General features: G+C 38.5%; 18 protein-coding genes. 15 read left to right on the top strand and 3 right to left on the bottom strand.

The features are described from left to right. Positions 1-46 precede the first annotated feature (46 nt). From GQ61_RS01555 to rfaH, 12 genes are all read left to right on the top strand, one after another. The gene (locus GQ61_RS01555) at positions 47-958 is read left to right on the top strand and encodes a lytic transglycosylase domain-containing protein (RefSeq protein ID WP_085783609.1); all 912 of its coding nucleotides are present in this window, start codon (positions 47-49) and stop codon (positions 956-958) included. A gap of 161 nt (positions 959-1119) precedes the next feature. Next, positions 1120-2193, top strand: a complete 1074-nt coding sequence (locus tag GQ61_RS01550) for a hypothetical protein (RefSeq protein WP_085783608.1) — start codon at positions 1120-1122, stop codon at positions 2191-2193. A 21-nt stretch (positions 2194-2214) separates the two neighbouring features. Further along, positions 2215-3438 carry an alpha/beta fold hydrolase gene (locus GQ61_RS01545; protein ID WP_085783607.1) on the top strand — a complete coding sequence of 408 codons (1224 nt, stop codon included), beginning with the start codon at positions 2215-2217 and terminating at the stop codon, positions 3436-3438. A gap of 119 nt (positions 3439-3557) precedes the next feature. Next, entirely contained in the window at positions 3558-4487 is a 930-nt protein-coding gene (locus tag GQ61_RS01540; protein ID WP_085783606.1) for an NADH-quinone oxidoreductase subunit J, read from the top strand. 1 nt (position 4488) lies between these two features. Next, complete coding sequence (gene nuoK / locus GQ61_RS01535; RefSeq protein WP_085783605.1) at positions 4489-4797, top strand: NADH-quinone oxidoreductase subunit NuoK; 309 nt, start codon at positions 4489-4491, stop codon at positions 4795-4797. A gap of 4 nt (positions 4798-4801) precedes the next feature. After that, on the top strand, positions 4802-6697 hold the full coding sequence (nuoL, locus tag GQ61_RS01530; protein ID WP_085785046.1) for an NADH-quinone oxidoreductase subunit L: 1896 nt from the start codon (positions 4802-4804) through the stop codon (positions 6695-6697). A 27-nt stretch (positions 6698-6724) separates the two neighbouring features. Next, the gene (locus tag GQ61_RS01525; RefSeq protein WP_085783604.1) at positions 6725-8248 is read left to right on the top strand and encodes an NADH-quinone oxidoreductase subunit M; all 1524 of its coding nucleotides are present in this window, start codon (positions 6725-6727) and stop codon (positions 8246-8248) included. Between the two features lie 11 nt (positions 8249-8259). Continuing rightward, positions 8260-9714: an NADH-quinone oxidoreductase subunit NuoN gene (nuoN, locus tag GQ61_RS01520; protein ID WP_085783603.1), complete on the top strand. Its 1455-nt coding sequence runs from the start codon at positions 8260-8262 to the stop codon at positions 9712-9714. Positions 9715-9727: 13 nt separating this feature from the next. Beyond that, positions 9728-10483 (top strand): biotin--[acetyl-CoA-carboxylase] ligase, encoded by a 756-nt coding sequence (locus tag GQ61_RS01515; protein WP_085783602.1) that lies wholly within the window; start codon positions 9728-9730, stop codon positions 10481-10483. A gap of 18 nt (positions 10484-10501) precedes the next feature. Next, complete coding sequence (locus GQ61_RS01510) at positions 10502-12151, top strand: ribonuclease J (RefSeq protein WP_085783601.1); 1650 nt, start codon at positions 10502-10504, stop codon at positions 12149-12151. A gap of 147 nt (positions 12152-12298) precedes the next feature. Continuing rightward, positions 12299-12937, top strand: coding sequence for a winged helix-turn-helix transcriptional regulator (locus tag GQ61_RS01505; RefSeq protein WP_232317330.1), 639 nt, complete (start codon positions 12299-12301; stop codon positions 12935-12937). Continuing rightward, positions 12934-13434 (top strand): transcription/translation regulatory transformer protein RfaH, encoded by a 501-nt coding sequence (rfaH, locus tag GQ61_RS01500; RefSeq protein WP_085783600.1) that lies wholly within the window; start codon positions 12934-12936, stop codon positions 13432-13434. Before GQ61_RS01505 ends, rfaH begins: the two co-directional genes overlap by 4 nt. A 42-nt stretch (positions 13435-13476) precedes the next feature. Here the strand turns inward: rfaH and crcB are convergent, their stop codons facing one another. Together crcB and GQ61_RS01490 are read right to left on the bottom strand one after the other, a co-directional pair. Next, positions 13477-13857 (bottom strand): fluoride efflux transporter CrcB, encoded by a 381-nt coding sequence (gene crcB / locus GQ61_RS01495; protein WP_085783599.1) that lies wholly within the window; start codon positions 13855-13857, stop codon positions 13477-13479. A 238-nt stretch (positions 13858-14095) separates the two neighbouring features. Continuing rightward, a complete protein-coding gene (locus GQ61_RS01490) occupies positions 14096-14851 on the bottom strand; it encodes a COG4705 family protein (protein WP_085783598.1) in 756 nt (251 codons plus the stop codon). A 525-nt stretch (positions 14852-15376) separates the two neighbouring features. On the opposite strand from GQ61_RS01490, the gene GQ61_RS01485 reads away from it, so the two are divergent. Genes GQ61_RS01485 through GQ61_RS01475 form a run of 3 tightly spaced genes read left to right on the top strand, consistent with a single transcriptional unit; the run spans position 15377 to position 20760 of the window. After that, entirely contained in the window at positions 15377-16597 is a 1221-nt protein-coding gene (locus GQ61_RS01485; RefSeq protein WP_232317329.1) for an efflux RND transporter periplasmic adaptor subunit, read from the top strand. A gap of 12 nt (positions 16598-16609) precedes the next feature. Further along, positions 16610-19828, top strand: a complete 3219-nt coding sequence (locus tag GQ61_RS01480) for an efflux RND transporter permease subunit (protein ID WP_085783597.1) — start codon at positions 16610-16612, stop codon at positions 19826-19828. 50 nt (positions 19829-19878) lie between these two features. Beyond that, complete coding sequence (locus GQ61_RS01475) at positions 19879-20760, top strand: cation diffusion facilitator family transporter (RefSeq protein ID WP_085783596.1); 882 nt, start codon at positions 19879-19881, stop codon at positions 20758-20760. A 583-nt stretch (positions 20761-21343) separates the two neighbouring features. Here GQ61_RS01475 and GQ61_RS01470 read toward each other — a convergent pair. Beyond that, positions 21344-22099, bottom strand: coding sequence for a COG4705 family protein (locus tag GQ61_RS01470; protein ID WP_085783598.1), 756 nt, complete (start codon positions 22097-22099; stop codon positions 21344-21346). Positions 22100-22466 lie beyond the last annotated feature (367 nt).

Below are 22466 nucleotides of genomic sequence, written 5' to 3'. Positions count from 1 at the left end.
TCTCTTAAATTTGTTGAGTTGGTATAAAGGTTGCATATAATAAATTATGATGAAAATAATAAATCGATCCTTAATATTTATTTTGTTGTTCCTTGCAGGAAATCAAGAGCTTGTAGCGTTTCGTCCAGTGTCTGATTATTTGCCTCACAAGGCATGTAACTATCATATTGAGCGTATTGAACGCACCCAAGGTATTCCCCAAAGATTATTAGCGGCGATTGCAAAAGTTGAATCAGGGCGTCCTTTGCCTGGAACTAAAGCAAAGGTAGCCTGGCCATGGACAATTAATGCCGAAGGAAAGGGGCAATTTTTCCCTACAAAGGAAGCCGCTATTAAAGAGGTAAGGAGATTGCAAGCAAAAGGTATTAAGAGCATTGATGTAGGCTGCATGCAGGTTAACTTAAATTATCACGGAGAGGCTTTTAATAATCTTGAAGAAGCGTTTGATCCAAGAGCCAACGTCGAATATGCCGCGCAGTTTCTTAAAGACTTAAAGGATGCTCATACGTCCTGGAACAAGGCTGTAGCCCATTATCACTCAGCTACTCCTGAATTTCATAATCCTTACAGACAAAGAGTTTACAACGCTTGGATAAAAGAACGTCAACAAATTGGAGAACCTTATTTTCAAAATGCTGTATGGGGATCCCCTGGTATTGAACCTTGGTCAAATCGAGTGCGTACGTTCTCTTATAGAAATCCTCTCCATAATCGTTATGGTCGGCCAAATGTTTATAAAGGGGTGAAAGTTGTAAGACCACAGTCTTCAAGACTACTTAAAGACACGGGGCCTGTTCCTTCAAAGATTATGGATGTACCAGCGCGTAATTCGTTAAAGTTACAACCTCATCTCGTACGCTTTACATCTCCAAAGAATTATCGCAATCAATTTAAACCGCGTGTCTTTCGTCTTGCCCAACTTGGAGCATCGTCTAAAGGATCACGATTAATGCGCTAAATGCTTTGATTAAAGGCTCTTCATATAAAATTTTAGTTTTCAGTGTTGCTTGTTTTGCAAAAATGATACGGGTGTTACATTATTGCTAAACCTTTTGCCTTAAATGTTGACGTGAACCTCACGATCTAACAAATATCATAGAAAAACATATATGGAAAAAAATGCGTCGCTTTTTTTGTTTGATGTTAGGGTTAACACCTCCTGTTTTCGCTGAAGAGGCAATGGTTCCCATTCAAATAACCATTGATTTTTGCGAAAGCCTAAATATTGCAAAGCACAAGAAAACTAAGGCTCTTGATATCAGCAATGAGGAGGGGAACGAAATTATTGTTCCTTCAGATTTTGGAGACGATGTTTCTACGGAACTTCCAAAAGTTATGACTTTTCCTTTGAAATTGGATTTGAAAAAGTATTTTGGGATACCCGTCACTCAATCCGAAGAAAATCATCGTACCATTGAGACTAATTTAAAGCTAATTGATGAAATTTTGCGATCTTTTCAGGTGACCTTTCAAGAAATTTCAATGAAATGGGCTCAAATTACAGAGAATATTAAAAAGCTACAAACGAATTTGAATCATAAAAATCATAATCATCAAGAAATTCGTTCTATTTTTTTGATGCTGATAAAAGATATTCAAGTAGCTTTTGATGGCTTTGAAACTCATCCAGCAAATTTAGAAGATGGTCTCGACCTTTTAAGTAAAAATTTGAGTATATTGACGCAGCAATATACTGCCTATGAAGATAATGCTGAAATTATGAATAAAAACAATCAGCTGCGTACAGAAACAATTGCTGCAACAGATAAGATGCAAGATAATTTAGAGCAGTCAGTGAGGACGTTTCCTGAAATAAAGCGTATGATGGACGAATCTCGCAATCTTCTTTTAAAGCATCCTTCTTCTGTAGCCAAAGAATTTGATTTATTTTTGCGCAAATTTGAAGAGCTTGAAAGTGAATATATGCAAACTTTCAGCGAATTTACGCAACTTGAAGTGTTGCCGAGTCCTAACATTGAACATCTTGAAGATGAAGGGATTATGAAAAAGGACATGCTCTCGGATATCCGAGATGATCTTGAGAAGCTCAATTTTAATAAAGGTCGGTTTGTTGATACTTTAGAAATTGGCGATATTGAGATTGTTGATGGTAAACTTTATTTCAATAGTGAACCCCTTGGTCTAGATCAAGAGAAAGTCATCCGTCAGAATTGCAAAAAGTTAATGTCTTAAAAACTTCAAGGATTAAGAAGAATGGCGACCATTACGGATCGTGTTTCTTTTAAGGCGAGGGACGGAAAATCTATAGCTGGTCGACTCGATCGGCCCTTGGGACCAATCAGGTGCTTTGCACTGTACGCCCATTGTTTTACGTGTACCAAGGATATTTTATCAGCAACTCGGATATGTCGATTTTTAGCTGAAAATGGCATAGCCACTTTACGTTTTGACTTTAGAGGCCTCGGTGATAGCGAGGGCGATTTTTCTCAAACAACTTTTACAGACAATGTCGAAGATATTTTATCTGCCTACGATTTTATGCAGAGAGAGTATAAGGTTCCTGAGATATTGATTGGTCATAGTCTTGGAGGCACCACCGCGTTGGTAGCGGCTTCAAAATTCAAAGAGATTAAAGCTGTAGTGACTATTAATTCTCCGTGTCATCCTATTCATGTGAAAAGACATTTTGTTGATGTAGAAGATGAAATTCTCTGGAGTGGCGCAGGAGATGTAATGATCCAAGGTCGGCCGTTTAAGCTACAGCGTGAATTTTTTGATGATCTTGAAAAACAAGACATGAAGGAAGTTTTTAAGAATTTGGATGCAGCTTTATTAGTTCTTCATTCACCGAACGATGAAACAGTTAATGTTAAAAACGCAAATTATATATTTTCAATGGCACGCCATCCTAAAAGTTTTATTGCTCTCGATGGCGTTGATCATCTTATTACAAAAGAACCTGATGCACGTTATGTTGCACAAGTGATTCATGCTTGGGCATCTCGGTATGCTTTACTTTATAACGATAAGAAAATGCCCAATATTGAAGGTCAAGTTATGGTTTTAGAATCAGGTGAAGGAAAATTTCGTGAAGAAATTTACATGGGCGTTCATAAAATGATTGCGGATGAGCCGCCGAGTGTTGAGGGAGGACAGGGGTTGGGGCCTTCTCCTTATGATATTTTGTTAGCTTCACTCGGTGCTTGTACAGCGATGACAATGCGCATGTATGCTGACTATAAAAAGTTGCCGGCCTATCATGCACGCGTCAATCTTACCCATCGCAAAATCCATGGAGAAGATTGTGCCGATTGTGAACATAAAGAAGGTAAGATCGATATCATTGATCGTGAAATTGTATTGGAAGGCGATTTATCTGCGGCTCAAAGACAATCTCTTCTCGAGATTGCGAAAAAATGTCCTATTCATAGGACGCTTCTTGGTGAAGTGAAAATAAAGTCATATTTGAAAGGTTAATGGAGAGGAGTGTGTCTTCATTTCAACACTTAAGTTAATGTCCATAACTTAAAGGCAGAACCGTTGGAAACCAGCATTAACCCTGATACACTTACTAAAACATAATTAAGATCGGGTCGATGATAGCACCATTTTTTTATTTATTTTCAATACTCCTATTGAGCTCTGGCCTTATGGTAGTCTTTTCGAGGAATTCTGTGCACTCAGTTTTGTTCTTAATTTTTGCATTTTTTAATGCAGCAGGCTTATTTCTCTTAATGGGGGCTGAGCTCTTGGCTATGTTACTGGTGATTGTCTACGTTGGTGCAGTAGCAGTCCTCTTTTTATTCGTTGTGATGTTGCTGGATGTTAATCCCATGCGCATGCGTTCTTTTATTGCAAGAAATCGTTTAAAATCTGCTTTTATACAATTGATGAAGTTCTTGCGGTATCTTATGGTCTTTACTGCCGTTCTTTTTGTAGCTGTTTATCTTTTTAGTTACACTGGACATTGGGCTCTAAAGTTCATGCATATTCAAGACGATTTCCTTATATATAATCATAGCCCTCAGTTATTGTCCGATCTTTTTCGTGGAATTTTACCCCATGTCACATGGAAATTATTGGTGGCTTTGTCTATTTTTGCGCTAGGACTTTTTTTAGCAAGATACTATGCAAGGCGGATTACACAGATTTTGTTTATGGATACGGTCTCAGAAGTAATGGCTTCTCCTCCTATTTTGCTTGCAATTTCTGTCTTATTGCTGACAGGTCTAATGCAAGTTATGAAGAAATGGCAATCGTCTCCCGCAGCCCTTAATTTAAGGCTCAATGCTATGCCTAAAGCACCAATAACCAACACAGAGGTAATTGGGAATGTTTTATATACGGATTATTTTTTGATTTTTCAGCTTTCTGGCTTGGTTTTATTGATTGCGATGATTGGTGCAATTGTTTTGACATTACGTAAACGTGAAGTAGTCAAGCGTCAGGACATTAATAAACAATTGCTCCGAACAAAAGAAAATAGTCTTGAAATTCGTAAAATTCCCATAGGAAAAGGAATTTAAGATGGAAGTGAGTTTGATCCACTATTTAAGTGTTGCAGCGCTTTTATTTGTCATAGGTGTTTTTGGGCTTTTTGGGGGACGTCGTAATGTGATCACGATTCTTATGTCCATTGAGCTGATGCTTCTCGCAGTGAATATTAATTTTGTGGCTTTTTCGAATTTTCTCCATGATTTAACAGGGCAAATATTTGCTATTTTTGTTCTAACAATTGCAGCAGCAGAAGCTGCTATCGGTCTAGCGATCCTTGTTGTGTATTACCGCAATAAGGGGGGCATCGATATTGAAGATATGAGCTCTATGAATGGATAGTTCCATGATTCAAATTTTAACTGTTTTTCTTCCTCTGCTTAGTTTTATTCTCGTAGGGACTCTAGGACAGCACTTATCGAAGAAAGCGATGAATATTTTGTCCTGTGGTTTACTTGGACTTTCAGCGCTTTGTGGATCCCTCACATATGTGGAAGTTGTGCTGCAAGGGAAGAGTCAAGTGATTAATTTATTTTCTTGGATTGCGGTTGGAAAGTTGACTGCAAACTGGTCTATTGTTCTCAATCCTCTTACAGCGACGATGGTAGGGATGGTGACATTAATTTCATTTCTGATTCACGTTTATTCTGTGGGTTATATGGAACATGATAAAACCCCTGCTCGTTTTATGGCTTATCTTGGTCTCTTTACTTTTATGATGTTAATTTTAGTAGTTGCTCAAGACTTAATCCAGTTATTCTTTGGATGGGAAGGAGTAGGGTTAGCTTCATATTTACTTATTGGTTATTGGTATGAACGCCCCTCAGCGAACAATGCTGCAATAAAAGCTTTTGTTGTCAATCGCGTAGGAGATTTAGGATTAATCTTGGGGATAGGGTGCATCTTTTATCTTTTTCAAACTGTGAATATCGATAAATTGCTGACAATGGCTCAATTTCAACCAAAACCTTTCTTCAATTTCTATGATTTATCAATTCCAGCATATGAAGTCGTAGCGTTACTGCTGTTTTTTGGTGCTATGGGAAAATCTGCTCAACTCGGTCTTCATACGTGGCTTCCCGATGCTATGGAAGGTCCGACACCGGTATCTGCATTAATTCATGCTGCAACAATGGTGACAGCAGGGGTTTTTCTTTTGGCGCGTCTTTCACCATTGTATGAATTGGCACCTTTTGCACGCTCTGTTGTAGTTGTGATTGGTGCAAGTACAGCGCTCTTTGCTGGAACTGTAGCTCTTACACAAAATGATATCAAACGTGTTATTGCTTATTCTACATGTAGTCAGCTGGGCTATATGTTTTTTGCAGCAGGTCTTTCGGCTTATAACGCAGCTATCTTTCATCTTGTGACCCATGCATTCTTTAAAGCGTTACTCTTTTTGGGAGCAGGCGCAGTTATTCATGCCATGTCTGACGAACAAAACATGCAACGCATGGGAGGGCTCGCCAAATATATTCCAGTTACTTTTTCCATGATGATTATCGGCAGTCTTGCATTGGGAGGTACGCCTTTCTTTTCTGGTTATTTTTCAAAAGAAGCTATCTTAGAAGCTGCATTACACACAGAAGGATTGATTGGCAATTTTGCTTATACGATGGGCTTAGTCGCCGCATTTTTAACCGCTCTCTATTCTTGGCGTTTAATTTTTCTAACTTTTACAGGAAAATCTAGAGCTGATGAAAAAGTGCAAAGTCATGTACATGAACCTTCTCTGATTATGTTAACACCGTTGCTCTTTTTATCTGTTGGTGCTGTGTTTGTGGGTTTTATTGCGAATTCTGCATTCTTGTCTAAAGAATATTGGATGCAATCTATTGTAGTTAATCTTACACATGAAGAGAGTTCTTCAATTATTCAACAGTTGCCAATTCTCGTGAGTTTCTTAGGCATAGGTGTTAGTTTTCTTTTATATGTGCGTTTAACGAGATTACCTCAGCTTCTCGCTCAAAAATTATCAGGATTATATACGTTCCTTTATAATAAATGGTACTTTGACGAACTCTATAATTGGATTTTTGTTTCTCCCGTTAAAAAAATTGGACTGATCTTTTGGCGCCGAGGCGATGAAATAACCATCGATGGTTATGGACCTGATGGTGCGGCAGATATGGTGGGACGCATAGCGCATCGTTTGCGTTATATGCAAACGGGGTTTGTGTATCACTATGCATTTGGCATGGTGATAGGTGTTGTTGGCATTTTGTGGTGGTGCTTGAAATGAAGTGTTGTGTTTTTATAGGAAAAAGTCATGAGTGATTTACCGTTGCTCTCTATCACGACTTTTCTGCCGCTTTTAGGGGCGTTTTTTATTTTGCTGATTCGCGGTGAAGAGCAGATGGTTATGAGAAATGCACGTGCGGTAGCGATCTTAACATCTTTCGGTACCTTCATCAGTAACTTGGTTGTTCTTTTCTTTTTTGATTCTTCCAAAGCAGACTTTCAGCTCGTCGAAAAACATATGTGGATAGAGCGCTTTAATATTTCCTATCATTTAGGCATTGATGGAGTTTCTCTGCTCTTTGTTTTGCTTACAACTTTTCTTACCCCTCTCGCTATACTCTCAAGTTTTCGTGCAATTGATAAACGTGTGAAAGAATATATGATTGCATTTCTCGTGCTTGAGACTTTAATGGTTGGAACTTTTGTCGCTCTTGATTTTGTTCTTTTTTATCTCTTTTTCGAAGCAGTGTTAATCCCAATGTTTTTGATTATAGGCATTTGGGGAGGAGAGAACCGAGTATATTCGGCATTTAAATTTTTTCTTTATACATTTGCGGGATCAGTGTTAAGTCTCATCGCTATTTTAACCATTTATTTTTCTGTTGGATCAACGAGCATTGAAGCTGCGCAAGCGCATAGCTTTTCGCATACGATGCAAATTTGGCTTTGGTTAGCTTTCTTTGCGTCGTTTGCGATCAAAATTCCTATGTGGCCTGTTCACACCTGGTTGCCTTATGCTCACGTTGAAGCGCCAACAGCAGGGTCAGTCGTTCTTGCAGCGATTCTATTAAAAATGGGTGGTTATGGTTTTTTGCGATTTTCCTTGCCCATGTTTCCCGAAGCAAGTCAGTTTTTTGCACCGTTTGTTTTTATTCTTAGTATCGTGGCTGTTGTGTACACCTCTCTCGTTGCTTTAGTGCAGTCTGATATGAAAAAACTTATCGCTTATTCCTCTATAGCTCATATGGGATTTGTTACGTTTGGATTGTTCACTTTTTCATTACAGGGGCTTCAAGGGGCTATGTTTCAAATGATTAGTCATGGAATAATTTCGGGAGCGCTTTTCTTGTGTGTTGGTGTTTTGTACGACCGTTTGCATACACGACTTATTGACCAATACGGCGGTGTTGTGCATGTGATGCCTTATTTTAGTGTTCTTTTTATGATTTTCATTCTAGGCGCTGTTGGATTACCTGGAACGAGTGGGTTTATCGGAGAACTGCTAGTGATGATTGCTGCTTTTAAAACTAATGGTTGGTTAGCTGCCGGTATGGGATTGGGAATAATTTTAGCTGCAGCCTATGCTTTGGGACTTTATAAGAGGCTTTTTTATGGAAAACCCAATGGTGAGAAAGTAAAGAAACTTTTTGATCTTTGTTGGCAAGAAAAAATTGCTCTCGTGCCATTAGCTGTTCTTACGATAATTTTAGGTATATGGCCAAAACCTTTACTTAGTCTGAGTGAAGAAAGCTTAAAACGTATTGTGATGCTCTATAAATCACAAAGAGATACAGTTCAAAAGAGCCATATTCAACACGAACAGGTTCTTTAAAGAGGATATATATGTTGTTTGCACTCAATCCTGGACTTCCTGAAATTTTTCTAGCTGTAATGGCTCCAGCTCTATTAATGATGGGGGTCATGAGAAGCAATGAAACTTTAAAGATCATTAGTTATGGTGCTCTTTCAACTCTCATATTGACTGCAGTAATGTCATTTTTTGTTGTCGTTGAAGGACAGCTTTCTTTCAATGGGCATTTTCTGACCAACAGTTTTACACAGTTTACCAAGATCATCGTTCTCATTTCTGTTGTATTAGTGCTTCTGATGTCTTTCCGGCATTTGGAACGCGAAGAAATTGGTCGGTTTGAATATCCAGTGCTTATTCTTTTTGCAACTCTCGGTATGCTTGTGTTCATGTCTGCAGCTGATTTTATGACAGTTTTTGTTGGACTTGAGATGCAAAGTTTAACGTTATACATAATTGTTGCTTTACAGCGTGACAAGCTCTCATCTAGCGAGGCTGGTCTTAAGTATTTTATTCTAGGTGCTTTATCAACAGCTTTTCTTCTCTATGGTATCAGTATGATCTATGGATACGCAGGTACAACCGATTTCCATGGTGTTGCGCGAGCAATGACTTTGGATCCTGAGTCTCAACCGATCGCTGTAGCTGTGGGGTTAGCTTTTATTCTTGCTGCCATGGCTTTTAAAATTTCTTTAGCGCCTTTTCACATGTGGACACCTGATGTTTATGAGGGGAGTCCCACACCAGTCACCGCTTTTTTGACATCGGCACCTAAAATCGCAGCTTTTGTATTATGGATTCGTCTCCTTATTGAAGTGTTTGGAGAATATGTAGCTCTTTGGCAACCATTGATAATGCTTCTCTCTATTGCTTCTATGCTGTTGGGAGCTTTTTTCGCTTTATGGCAAAGCAATATTAAACGTCTTTTAGCGTACAGTACAATTTCACATATGGGGTTTGCATTACTAGGAATGCTTACTGGTACTCCCCAGTCTATACCAAGTGTTCTTGTTTATTTAATGATTTACGCAATTCTTTCGATAGGTGTCTTTGCGACGCTTCTTAACATGAGAAGGCATGGAGTATTAGTTGAGGATGTAAAGGATTTATCTGGATTATCCAAAGACGCTCCAAAAGTAGCAGCATGCCTTGCAATTTTTCTATTTGCACTATCGGGTATTCCTCCTTTAGCTGGCTTCTTTGCTAAGTTTAATGTGTTTATGATTGCTATTGAAGGAAAGTTTTATAAAACAGCGATTATTGGTTTAATCGCGAGCATCATTGCTTCTGCTTATTATCTACGCATTATTAAAGTGATGTATTTTAATAACGCAGTGCGTGAAGGAACATTTCGAATGGATCGCGTGATGCGGCGTGAAACTGTTTGGGTGATGCTTGCAGCGGCTGTTTTTGCTTTAGCGTATATGATTTTTCCCGATACTTTCTTAAATCTCGCTGAAGATGCTTGCCAAAGTCTAATAAAGAATTGAAGAGGTTCTTCGGATGACATCTTACAGAGATTGGCAAATTAAAGAATATCAAGCGATTGATTCGACAATGACTGAGGCTCATTTATTATTAGAGAAGACAGAAGTTGCTTCCAAAACAGTTTTAATAGCTGAAACTCAAACAAAAGGTCGTGGTCGTGAGAGCAGATCTTGGATTTCATTAAAGGGAAATTTTCATGCTTCTTTAATGATTCGTCCTGATATCTCAGAAAATGACTGGCCTTTATTATCATTCGTTTCTGCCCTCTCGGTTGGAAGAACCCTGCAAAAATATATAGGTTCAAACAATATATTAAATTATAAGTGGCCTAATGATGTTCTTTTGAATAGCAAAAAGATTGCAGGCATTTTATTAGAGGCTGAAAAATCATCTCTTAATAATCAAAATTGGCTGATTATTGGTATAGGTGTGAACTTAATTGCTGCGCCACAAGAAACAAGCTATCCAGCAAGTCATATGCAAGCTGAAACGGGACACGCATTGCAACCGCTTCAGTTATTGCGAGAACTTTTGGCAAACTTTGATATTGTTGAAAGGATCTTGAAGACTCAAGGGTTTGAGCCCATATGTAAAGAATGGCTCGCCTCAGCTGCTCATGTAGGGAAAGATATTCGTGTGAATATAAAAACTTCTCACGGCTCACAGGAAATCCTAGGACGTTTTCTTGACTTGGATAATCTAGGACGATTATTGATAGAAACCCCCGAAGGTGTGCGTCATGCACTGACTGCTGGAGATGTCTATTTTTAAGGATGATTAAAGAATACTATGATTAAAAAAACAAAGCACAATACTCCTCTTTATTTTTTGCCTCTTGGAGGCTCTAACGAAATTGGGATGAATTTGAATCTCTATGGTTACAATGACCAATGGATTATGGTTGATTTAGGCGTCACCTTTGGAAGTGATCTCGGCGTTGAAGTTTTAATGCCTGATCCAGCTTTTATTGTCGAACGCCGCAAAAAGCTTCTTGGACTTGTTCTCACCCATGCTCATGAAGATCACATCGGGGCCGTTCCTTATCTTTGGGAACGATTGAAATGTCCGATTTATGCTACCCCATTTACGCTTTGGCTAGTCAAAGAAAAGCTCAAAGAGGTCGGTCTACATAAAGAAGTTCCTTTAATAGAAATACCTTTGGGAGGCTCATTACAGCTGAGAGAATTTAATATTGAATTTATTGATATTACCCATTCTATCCCAGAACCAAATGTTTTAGCCATAAAAACTCCTTATGGAACGATCGTACATACAGGCGACTGGAAAGTAGACCCAGCACCTATGTTGGGAAAATCAACAGACATTAAAGCTCTAAAAAATCTTGGAGATGAGGGAGTTTTAGCGCTTGTGTGTGATTCTACGAATGTATTTGTTGAAGGCAGATCTGGTTCAGAAGCCGACGTACGCGAAAAACTCATAGACTTGGTTGCAAAACAAACAGGGCGTGTTTTTATTGCTTGTTTTGCGAGCAATGTGGCACGTCTCGAAACATGCGCGTTGGCCGCAAAAAAATCTGGCCGTAAAGCCGCATTGGTTGGACGTTCCTTAAGTCGTATGGATCAAGCAGCAAGGCAGAGCGGTTATTTAAAAGATATTGATAGTTTCTTCGGAGAAGAAGACGTCAAAAAAATTGAACGTTCCAAGTCATTGGTTATTTGTACAGGTTCTCAAGGCGAACCTCGGTCTGCTCTGGCCCGTATTGCGAGTGGCCAGCATCCGCGTGTAAAGATTGAGGAAGGCGATTCCGTCATATTTTCCTCTAGAATGATTCCTGGCAACGAAGATGCGATCAAGCGTTTGCAGGAAAATTTGATCGAAGCGGGTGCTTTTGTTATTAACGCGTCTTATGAAGACGATATCCACGTTTCTGGTCATCCAGCACGTGATGAACTCAAAGATATGTATAAATGGGTGAAGCCAGAAATTCTTGTTCCTGTGCATGGTGAGCAAGCTCATTTAAGAGAACATGCTGCCTTCGGACATGAAAATGGTATTAAAAATACCATTGTTCCTCACAATGGTTCTTTGATTCAGCTTGCTCCAGGCAAACCAAAAATTGTTGATGATATAGGCGCTGCTCGTTTGGCGCTTGATGGTGAAGTCATCGTACCCTTCAGTGGAATCCAAATGAGAGATCGCCATCGTCTCATGAATTCGGGGGTTGTTTTTGTCTCAGCCACATTGTCGCGGTCTCATATGCTGAAAGGCATACCAGAAATTACAGTGCTGGGTGTCGTTGAAGAGGGAAGTGAAGAATCAACGATCGAGGTTATCCAAGACGCTCTTCAACATGCTTTTACAAAAGCTGAAAATATCGAAGATAGAGAAGATGCTCAGGAACTGATTCGTATAACAACCCGTCGTGTAATTAATAGTTTAAGAGGCAAAAAACCACCCGTGGTGGTCCATTTGCTTTAATATATAGTAATTTATAATACTTAAACTGACCATTATTGAACTGTTGCGAAGATTTAATTCTATCATTTACGCGTTGTACGCTCTGAAATTAAGAATCTTTCATCAACTCCCTTGACGGACCATCCCATGGGGTGTAGTGTTCTTATTATGAACGCAATGAAAAAAGAGCAAAAGCTAGAGAAAGAAATGGCTGCCTTTCAGAAGAATAAAGAAAATACTGAAAATAAGGTAATGTTACGCCTTATGTCTCATATTGAAGCGAATCCTTCTGTTTCTCAAAGGGCGCTCGCTTCAGAACTAGGGATAGCTCTAGGACTCATGAATAATTACATTAAACGCTGCATTAAAAAGGGATGGCTCAGGGCAAGCCAAGTTCCTGCAAAGCGTTTTGCTTACTATCTAACACCTGAGGGTTTTCGAGAAAAAAGTCGGATGGTGGCCCATTATGTTTCCAATTCCCTAAGCTTTTTCCGTGATGCAAGATCTCAATGCCAGTCTGTTTTCGAACAGTGTAAAAATCATGGCTGGGAAAAAATTGCATTGGTTGGCGATGGGGATTTATCAGAAATCGCCCGATTAGTGGCCCATGGATTTTCTCTCCAGTTATCCCTTGAGGCACTTTCGGGCGATTTCAATAAATATGATGCTGTTCTTATCACAGATATTATGGATCCACAAGATACCTACGATTGTCTGAAGGATGTCATAGACGACCAAAGGCTTTTGACTCTAAACGTTCTTCATATTTCCCGCGCCGAAATAGGCGCAATGGAGAAGGCTTCATGAAGAAATGGTATTTAGTCTATTGCCAACCTTCAAAAGAATTACAAGCGAAACAAAATCTTGAGCAGCAAACATATGAAGTCTATTTGCCACGTTTTAAGCGTACACGCCGTCATGCGCGTCGAGTCGAAACAATATTAGCTCCTCTTTTCCCAAGATATTTATTTGTTCGTATGGATTTGGAAATCGATCGATGGCGGAGCGTTAATGGTACGCGGGGAGTCTCTTATCTTTTAGTCAATGAAGAGCGTCCCATGGAAGTTCCTGAATTCATTATTCAATCCCTTAAGAACCGTGAAACTGCTGAAGGAGGGGTTGCTCTCGATACTTTATGCATGTTCATCAAAGGAGATGCCGTTCAAATCACTGATGGGGCTTTTCAAGGATACAAGGCGATTTTTGAACGGATGGGAGACCAGGAACGTGTTCATTTGCTCTTAAACTTCCTTGGCCGTGACCTCAATATAGCTCTACCCGCGTATGCAATAGAAGCAGCATAAAACAAACGACTCATACAAAGCCTGTTCTTCTTTTTTATGAGGTTAATGAAAGAATTTTATGAGTTTCATCCCTGAGAAAAATCCGAGGAGGCTAAAGATAACGCTGAGACCAGCATAAAGAGTTGCCCAAATCATTAATCCCCGATCAACAAGCAGGGCAAATTCTAAAGCAAAAGCTGAAAAAGTAGTAAATCCCCCAAGAAATCCAACGGTGAGAAAAGTTTGGAACGTAGAGGAGGGAGGCCAATAAAAAGCAAAAATCTCCGCTAAGAGACCCATCATAAAGCAACCAATGACATTGATAGCCAACATTTGAAACGGTAAATGTATTAAAAATGTTGCTGGAAGAGCTTTACTAATTGCCACTCTTGAAACTGCGCCTAACGCGCCCCCAATGGCGACTGCCGTGTATGTTAAGATCATGGGCTTCCCGTTTTAATTTTTTATTTTAGCAGCATAAACAATGAAAAGCCTGCTTATCAAGAGGGATGACACAAAAAATATGAACAATATAGTTGATAAGATGATAGCCGGTTCTGAGTCTTTTTCCGACAAGCGTCAAGTCTTTATCAATAAAGCAGTTGATTATCGAGGGTTTTAATTATCTGTTGAATTAGCTGACAGACAAGCGCGCAGCACCCCAATGGAGCAAGAGGAATCTTTAATGAGCCTTTCCAGCTCTTTGTTTAAAGACAAAAGTGCAAACGATTATTGCGATCAATAATAAAATCGAAGCGGTATAGCGGCTCAATTCAAGGCCTCCGTGATCTATTGGTTTATCAAGAAAATCGCCTACAACTGCACCCAAGGGGCGCGTTAGAATGAAGGCTGTCCAAAAAAGCGCCGTACGTGAGATATTAGTTTTAAAATAGATTAAGACAATGATAGCCAAGAGACCGCTAAATATGCCGGCAGCGGCAGTATAGCCAAGCCCAGCTGTATCAGCTGTCCAATCTCCTAATGCTGTGCCTAATGTTTGGGAAAACATAATAGTTACCCAGTAAAATATCTCTGCTTTGTATGTCGTAATGCTTTGAACAGAAATCGTTCCCAAAGCGCGATGCCATATAAATAGAGATAAGAGCAATAAAGTCAGAAGAAGCAAAGATCCTCCAGGGTATCCGATACCTAGAGATCTATCAGCAAAATCAGCCAAAGTTGTGCCGATTGTGGTCGTAGCGATGATAGTTGTCCAATATGTAAAAGGAGAAAAATGCGTGGCTTTTATTTGTACCCAGACGACCGTAAGAAAAATGATTGCAAAAATAGCAGTACCTGCAAGATATCCAAATCCCATAGACATTGAAACTGCATCACCGCCCGTTTCACCTAATGTCGTTGCAAGAATTTTTATAATCCAAAACCCTAAAGTAACTTCAGGAACCTTACTTAAGGCCTTTTCCAGATCCGTATTCATAACAATGACTCTTCTTACTCAATTTTTTATTTCACCTTAACAAATAAAGATCAACATGTCATTCTACGAAATCCGTTTTCAAGGTTATATAACCTATAGCGTGATGGGCGAGCTGGCCTTTTCCACACCCATCATTGTCAAGATCTCCGGCTACGAACAGCGAAATATCAACTGGTCGTCGACACACCAAGTAGCGCCTTCAGCCGACAGCCTAAATTACATAGATCGAAAGACATTTCTATATGACCTTTTATTCGAATAACATCGCGGATAGGTTGGGCGAGGAGTACAATCCTATCTAATCTGATCGGACGCCCCATCAAGCTCTATGCGAATCCAGAAATCAAAGTATGGGGAAAATTCATCAAGGATTAGTTTGTAGTAATAGTGGCGGAGATCAGTTAACCGTTGACTAACCGCCTCCAAACTGAGTTGTTTAACAAAACCATTAGTAAATTCTTAATGCTTTGCAAGCTAATTATGTATAGAAGTGGGGCTTAAATTAAATGATTGTTAGGATCGAATATGATGAATAAAAGGAGGCTACTCATTGCTATTAGTGTAGCGCTTGTGCTAGTAAGCTTTGCGGGAGGCTTTTTCTTAAAAAATTCGATTTCTTATTTTAGTAAAAGCATTGAAAAATATCCTCAAGATGATAAGTCTAAAAAAGAAAATAATCACGAAGAAAGAAAAGTGATTAAATTAACAAATGAGCAAATAAAACGCTTTGATCTTCAAACAATAACTCTCAAAAAAAATCATTTTCAGCATCGCATCACCTTTCCTGGACAAATTGCATTGAATGAAAACAAGATCACTCACGTGGTTGCATCTGTACCTGGTGTTGTGAAAGAAATATTTAAGGGGCTAGGAGAGGTAGCAAAATCTGGTGAACCTCTAGTCACGTTACAAAGTCGAGATATGGCTGAAGCAAAATCATCTTATATTTCAGCTTATAAAAACTTAGGTTTACAAAAAGATTTACTTGGAAGAGAAGAAAAACTTTGGAAACTAAAAGTTAGAGCTGAAGTCCAGTTTATTCAAACAAGAAACAATTACGAAAATGCTAAAATTAACCTTGAAAAAGCTAAACAAAATCTTTTAGCTCTCAGTATGACGGAGAAACAGATACAAAAACTTCCCACACAAGAATCCCCCCTTAATATATACACAATTGATTCCCCAATTGATGGAAAAATTATTGAACGTCATATCACCCTTGGTGAGGTTATTTCCAGCGATAAACAAATCTTTGTAATTGCAAACTTAGATACGGTTTGGATCAATCTCGCAATTTCTGCAGAAGAGTTACCAAAAATTAAAAAAGATCAAAAGGTAGATGTATTTGCTCATCAAGGAGAGCTTATCAATTCTGGTCTTATTATGTATGTTAGTCCCGTAATTAATGAAGAAAGTCGAACGGGGCGTGCTGTTATTCAAATGAGTAATCCTCAGCATGCATTACATCCAGGAGATTTTATAAAAGCCCAAGTGGTTATAGATGAGAATTCAGCCCTCTTGAGCTTACCCAGTTCAGCCATACAACGTATTGATGGAAAAATTGTAGTATTTATAAAAACCAATGAACATTCCTTTGAAGCAAAATTGATTAACATAAAAGGATCAGAAAAAGGTGAATTTTTAGAAATTATTGATGGATTAAAAGAAGGAGATGAAGTGGTTATCAAAAATTCTTTTCTTCTTAAAGCTGAATTTGGAAAAAGTGAATCTGAAGATTCCCATTGAGAGAGGTAATTTATGCTTGAGAAGATCGTTCAATGGGTAACAAAAAAACGTTTTTTTGTTGTGTTTTTGGTTTTTATTACCTCTATCTTTGGTATCATTAGTCTTAAGTATCTGCCCATTGATGCAGTTCCTGATATTACAAATAACCAAGTTCAAATTAATACTATTGTTTCTGGATTCTCTCCTTTTCAAATTGAAAAGCAAGTTACCTTTCCTATTGAAACCGCTCTTTCTGGAATTCCTGGCCTTCAATCAACCCGGTCATTATCTCGGAATGGTTTTTCTCAAGTTACGGCTATTTTTAATGATGATGTTAATATCTACTTTGCAAGACAACAAGTCAGCGAAAAATTGACCGAAGCAAAAGAAAATCTGCCTGCGAATGTTGCTCCTAAAATGGGGGCTATATCAACAGGCCTTGGCGAAATATACATGTGGACTTTACAATATGAACATCCAAAGACAGCTAAAATCGTAGATGGAAAGCCAGGATTTCAATCAGATGGTAGCTATTTGACACCTGAAGGCTATATTCTGAAGAAAGATTATGAAAAATCTGGCTACTTAAGAACTATTCAAGATTGGATTATTAAACCTCAGCTAAAAACGGTTCCTGGTGTTGCAGGTATAGATTCCATAGGAGGTTATGTAAAACAGTATCACGTTCAGCCAGATCCCTATAAATTGATTGCCTTAGGGCTAAGTTTTACAGATATTCAAGAAATTGTAGAACGAAATAATCTTAGTCTGGGCGCTGGATATATCGAGAAAAATGGAGAGTCTTTAACTGTTCGCGCAGATGGCAGAACAGAAACAATTGAACAAATTCAAAATATTGTTGTTTCATCGAAAAACAGCACTCCGGTTTACTTAAAAGATGTGGCGAGTGTAGAAATTGGTAGAGAGCTGCGGACGGGAAGTGGTAGCGAAAATGGATCAGACGCGGTAGTGGGAACAGCGCTTATGTTGATTGGTTCAAATAGTCGGATTGTTGCCGATGCAGTTGATCAAAAATTTAATGAGATTGTTAAAACATTACCTCCAGGTATTAGTGCACAAACAGTTCTAAATAGAACAAAATTAGTCGAAGCAACTGTTAAAACTGTGGCTAAAAATTTAAGCGAAGGCGCTTTACTTGTTATTGTTATCTTATTTCTCATGCTCAAAAATTTTAGAGCAGCTCTTATTACAGCATCTGTCATACCTATTACTATGCTGATGACGTCCATGGGTATGCTGGGAACACGAACAAGCGCAAATTTAATGAGTTTAGGAGCTTTGGATTTTGGTCTTTTGGTAGATGGATCGGTCATCATTATTGAAAATTTTTTAAGAAGATTAAATGAGAAATCCCATGAATTAAAACGCCCTCTCAATTTAGCCGAAAGGCTAAAAGAGGTTGTCGATGCTACAAAAGAGATGAGTCGTCCTACCCTCTATGGACAAGCCATTTTAGTCTTAGTCTATATCCCACTTTTAACTTTTACAGGTGTTGAGGGGAAAATGTTTCAACCTATGGCCATTACGGTCATCATGGCCCTTATTAGCGCTTTTATTCTATCGATCACTTTTATTCCTGCTATGACTGCTCTTTTTGTAAAAGGGGGGCATGATGAAACGCAAGGTTCATTTATGACACGAGCAACTCAATATTATGAAAAAGCTCTTGATTATGCGCTAGAAAAGCCGAAAAATGTCTTATTATCCACAATTGTCGCATTTGTTTTTTCTGCCATAATCTTTTCACAGTTGGGGCAAGAATTTGTGCCAACGCTCGATGAGAAAGATTTAGCTATGAATGCTATGCGCATACCAAGCACTTCTTTAACGACTTCTCAAGTTATACAATTTGAAATAGAAAGAACAGTGGCCTCCTTTCCAGAAGTTTCATTTGTTTTTTCAAAGACTGGTACTGCTGAAATGGCTGCTGATCCTATGCCTCCTAATATTTCAGATACTTTTATTATTTTTAAATCTCGATCTGAATGGCCCAATCCAGAACTTAAAAAAGCTGAATTAATTGAGAATATTCAGAAAGCAGTTGCGTCTATTCCTGGAAATACCTATGAATTTACTCAGCCCATTCAAATGCGATTTAATGAACTGATAGCAGGTGTTCGTAGTGATGTTGCTGTAAAAATTTATGGAGATGACTTTGATATCATGAATCAAACTGCCAGTCAAATTTCTGGCGTTTTGAAAAAAATTTCTGGAGCTGCTGATGTTAAGGTTGAGCAAACTACAGGATTACCTGTTCTAGATTTTAAACTTAATCGTGACCGTATGGCGCGCCTTGGACTTAATGTGAATGATATTTTAAATGTTATCAGTATTGCTATTGGTGGTCGTGAAGCAGGTGTTGTTTTTGAAGGAGATAGAAAATATGACATCATCGTTAAGCTTTCAGGAGAACTAAGAGAAAATTTTGCACTTCTTGAAAACCTTCCAATTTTTCTTAAAAAACCATTCTCAGAAAAAGATACAATCTCTGGTAATTTAAAAGACAAAGTTGTTTCCATCCCGATGAAAGAAGTAGTGGAACTTGTTATAACAGATGGCCCTAATCAAATCAGCAGAGAGAATGGAAAAAGGCGCGTTGTAGTTCAAGCAAATGTCCGTGGGACTGACATCGCAACTTTTGTAAAAAATGCGGAGTTATCTATTAAGCAGTCTATCCAAATACCGGTCGGATATTGGTTGGAATGGGGAGGACAATTCAAGAATCTTATGGAGGCAAAAGAAAGACTCTATTGGGTAGTACCTGGTTGTTTCTTTATGATTTTTATGCTTTTGTTTGCTGCTCTTAATTCCGTTCAAGGAGCGCTTTTTATTTTTACAGCTGTCCCACTTGCTTTAACTGGCGGGATTTTAAGTTTATGGCTCCGCGGTATCCCATTTTCGATTTCTGCTGCAGTTGGTTTCATTGCTCTTTCTGGAATAGTGGTTTTGAATGGCCTTGTAATGGTTACAACTATTAATGATAAACTTAAAAAAGAAAGTCTGGAAATTGCCATTAAAGATGGCGCATTGACAAGGCTTAGACCTGTGCTCATGACTGCTCTTGTGGCATCTCTCGGGTTTGTACCTATGGCAATTGCAACTGGAACGGGGGCGGAAGTACAAAAACCTCTTGCAACGGTTGTCATTGGAGGGCTTATCACGTCAACTCTGTTGACTATGCTCATTATTCCTGTTCTTTACAAGCTGTTTTCAAAGCATAAAACAATATAATGCTTGCTAAATATTGATCAATAATTATCCTGGTAAAGGGGTATTGAAACATGGATCATTCTCATGATCATAGCATTAATAAAAAATTTATCATTGGAATATTTTTAAATTCGATTTTTATCATCACTGAAATATTTTATGGATTGCAATCTCAATCATTAGCTCTTATAGCGGATGCGGCTCATAATGCTGGGGACGTTTTTGGTTTATTGATAGCTTGGTTTGGGTATTGGCTTACCTATAAAAAAGCTCCTCAAAAATTTACTTATGGTTATAAAAATGCAACAATTATAGCGGCATTTATTAATGCTATCCTATTATTCCTGGCAGTGGGCGGAATTATATGGGAAGCAATTCAACGTTTAGGGATTGATCAGCCTATAGCATCAACTACCGTGATTATAGTGGCATTTATAGGAGTGATTATAAATGGAATGACTGCCTTTTTCTTTTTTCATGATCGTCACACTGATATTAATATTCAAGGCGCCTTTTTGCATATGCTTCTGGATGCATTAGTTTCTTTAGGCGTGATTTTTGCGGGTTTATTTATTCTTTGGAAATCTTGGTTTTGGATAGATCCAATAATAAGTTTGGTCATTGCGGCAATAATATTAATTAGCTCTTGGGGATTGTTTAAGGAGTCTTTAAATCTCATGCTTCTTGCAGTCCCAACTTCTATTGATATGGAAAAGCTAAAATTAAATTTGATGGAGAATGCAGAAGTAATTGCTATACACGATTTACATATTTGGCCAATTAGCACTAGAGAAACTGCCCTATCTGTTCACATAAATGTTGATTTTGATCACTATCATGATAGCCTCACTGAGAAATTATCAGAAATTATTAAAAGAAATCACGATATATCTCATGTAACTATTCAACTTGAGTCCAGCAAGAGAAAATCAAACTGCGAAACAAATTGCTAAAATTTCATGATTAATGATCATGATCTTTTTTCATCATATTTTTATGCGCATCAGCGTTTGGTATAGATATAACACCAAGGGGCCATCCTGTACACTACTTCTGCTTCTTTCCATCTAGGGATGAATAAAAGAGAAGTTGCTATAATCAAACATCCAATAAAAACAAACTTCTGTTTTTGATTAGCTTTATATAGCTTGATAGACAAAATAGTTAGAAGTAGAAAAATAGAAGCGGTTATCACTGCCCAATTTTTGTAATCCGTCATAGCTGCATGAGATGGTTCATCATGCGTGCGGTGTTATACGCATAGAGCCCCGCCGCGGCGACTGCCGTGTATGTTAAGATCATGGGCTTCCCGTATTTTTTATTTTAGCAGCATAAACAATGAAAAGCCTGCTTATCAAGAGGGATGACACAAAAAATATGAACAATATAGTTGATAAGATGATAGCCGGTTCTGAGTCTTTTTCCGACAAGCGTCAAGTCTTTATCAATAAAGCAGTTGATTATCGAGGGTTTTAATTATCTGTTGAATTAGCTGACAGACAAGCGCGCAGCACCCCAATGGAGCAAGAGGAATCTTTAATGAGCCTTTCCAGCTCTTTGTTTAAAGACAAAAGTGCAAACGATTATTGCGATCAATAATAAAATCGAAGCGGTATAGCGGCTCAATTCAAGGCCTCCGTGATCTATTGGTTTATCAAGAAAATCGCCTACAACTGCACCCAAGGGGCGCGTTAGAATGAAGGCTGTCCAAAAAAGCGCCGTACGTGAGATATTAGTTTTAAAATAGATTAAGACAATGATAGCCAAGAGACCGCTAAATATGCCGGCAGCGGCAGTATAGCCAAGCCCAGCTGTATCAGCTGTCCAATCTCCTAATGCTGTGCCTAATGTTTGGGAAAACATAATAGTTACCCAGTAAAATATCTCTGCTTTGTATGTCGTAATGCTTTGAACAGAAATCGTTCCCAAAGCGCGATGCCATATAAATAGAGATAAGAGCAATAAAGTCAGAAGAAGCAAAGATCCTCCAGGGTATCCGATACCTAGAGATCTATCAGCAAAATCAGCCAAAGTTGTGCCGATTGTGGTCGTAGCGATGATAGTTGTCCAATATGTAAAAGGAGAAAAATGCGTGGCTTTTATTTGTACCCAGACGACCGTAAGAAAAATGATTGCAAAAATAGCAGTACCTGCAAGATATCCAAATCCCATAGACATTGAAACTGCATCACCGCCCGTTTCACCTAATGTCGTTGCAAGAATTTTTATAATCCAAAACCCTAAAGTAACTTCAGGAACCTTACTTAAGGCCTTTTCCAGATCCGTATTCATAACAATGACTCTTCTTACTCAATTTTTTATTTCACCTTAACAAATAAAGATCAACATGTCATTCTACGAAATCCGTTTTCAAGGTTATATAACCTATAGCGTGATGGGCGAGCTGGCCTTTTCCACACCCATCATTGTCAAGATCTCCGGCTACGAACAGCGAAATATCAACTGGTCGTCGACACACCAAGTAGCGCCTTCAGCCGACAGCCTAAATTACATAGATCGAAAGACATTTCTATATGACCTTTTATTCGAATAACATCGCGGATAGGTTGGGCGAGGAGTACAATCCTATCTAATCTGATCGGACGCCCCATCAAGCTCTATGCGAATCCAGAAATCAAAGTATGGGGAAAATTCATCA

The organism is Candidatus Nucleicultrix amoebiphila FS5 (genome assembly GCF_002117145.1).
GTDB classification, from domain to species: Bacteria; Pseudomonadota; Alphaproteobacteria; order Caedimonadales; family Nucleicultricaceae; genus Nucleicultrix; species Nucleicultrix amoebiphila.
The sequence above is the reverse complement of the archived record's forward strand: the minus strand, read 5'-3'. Positions and strand labels throughout refer to the sequence as shown.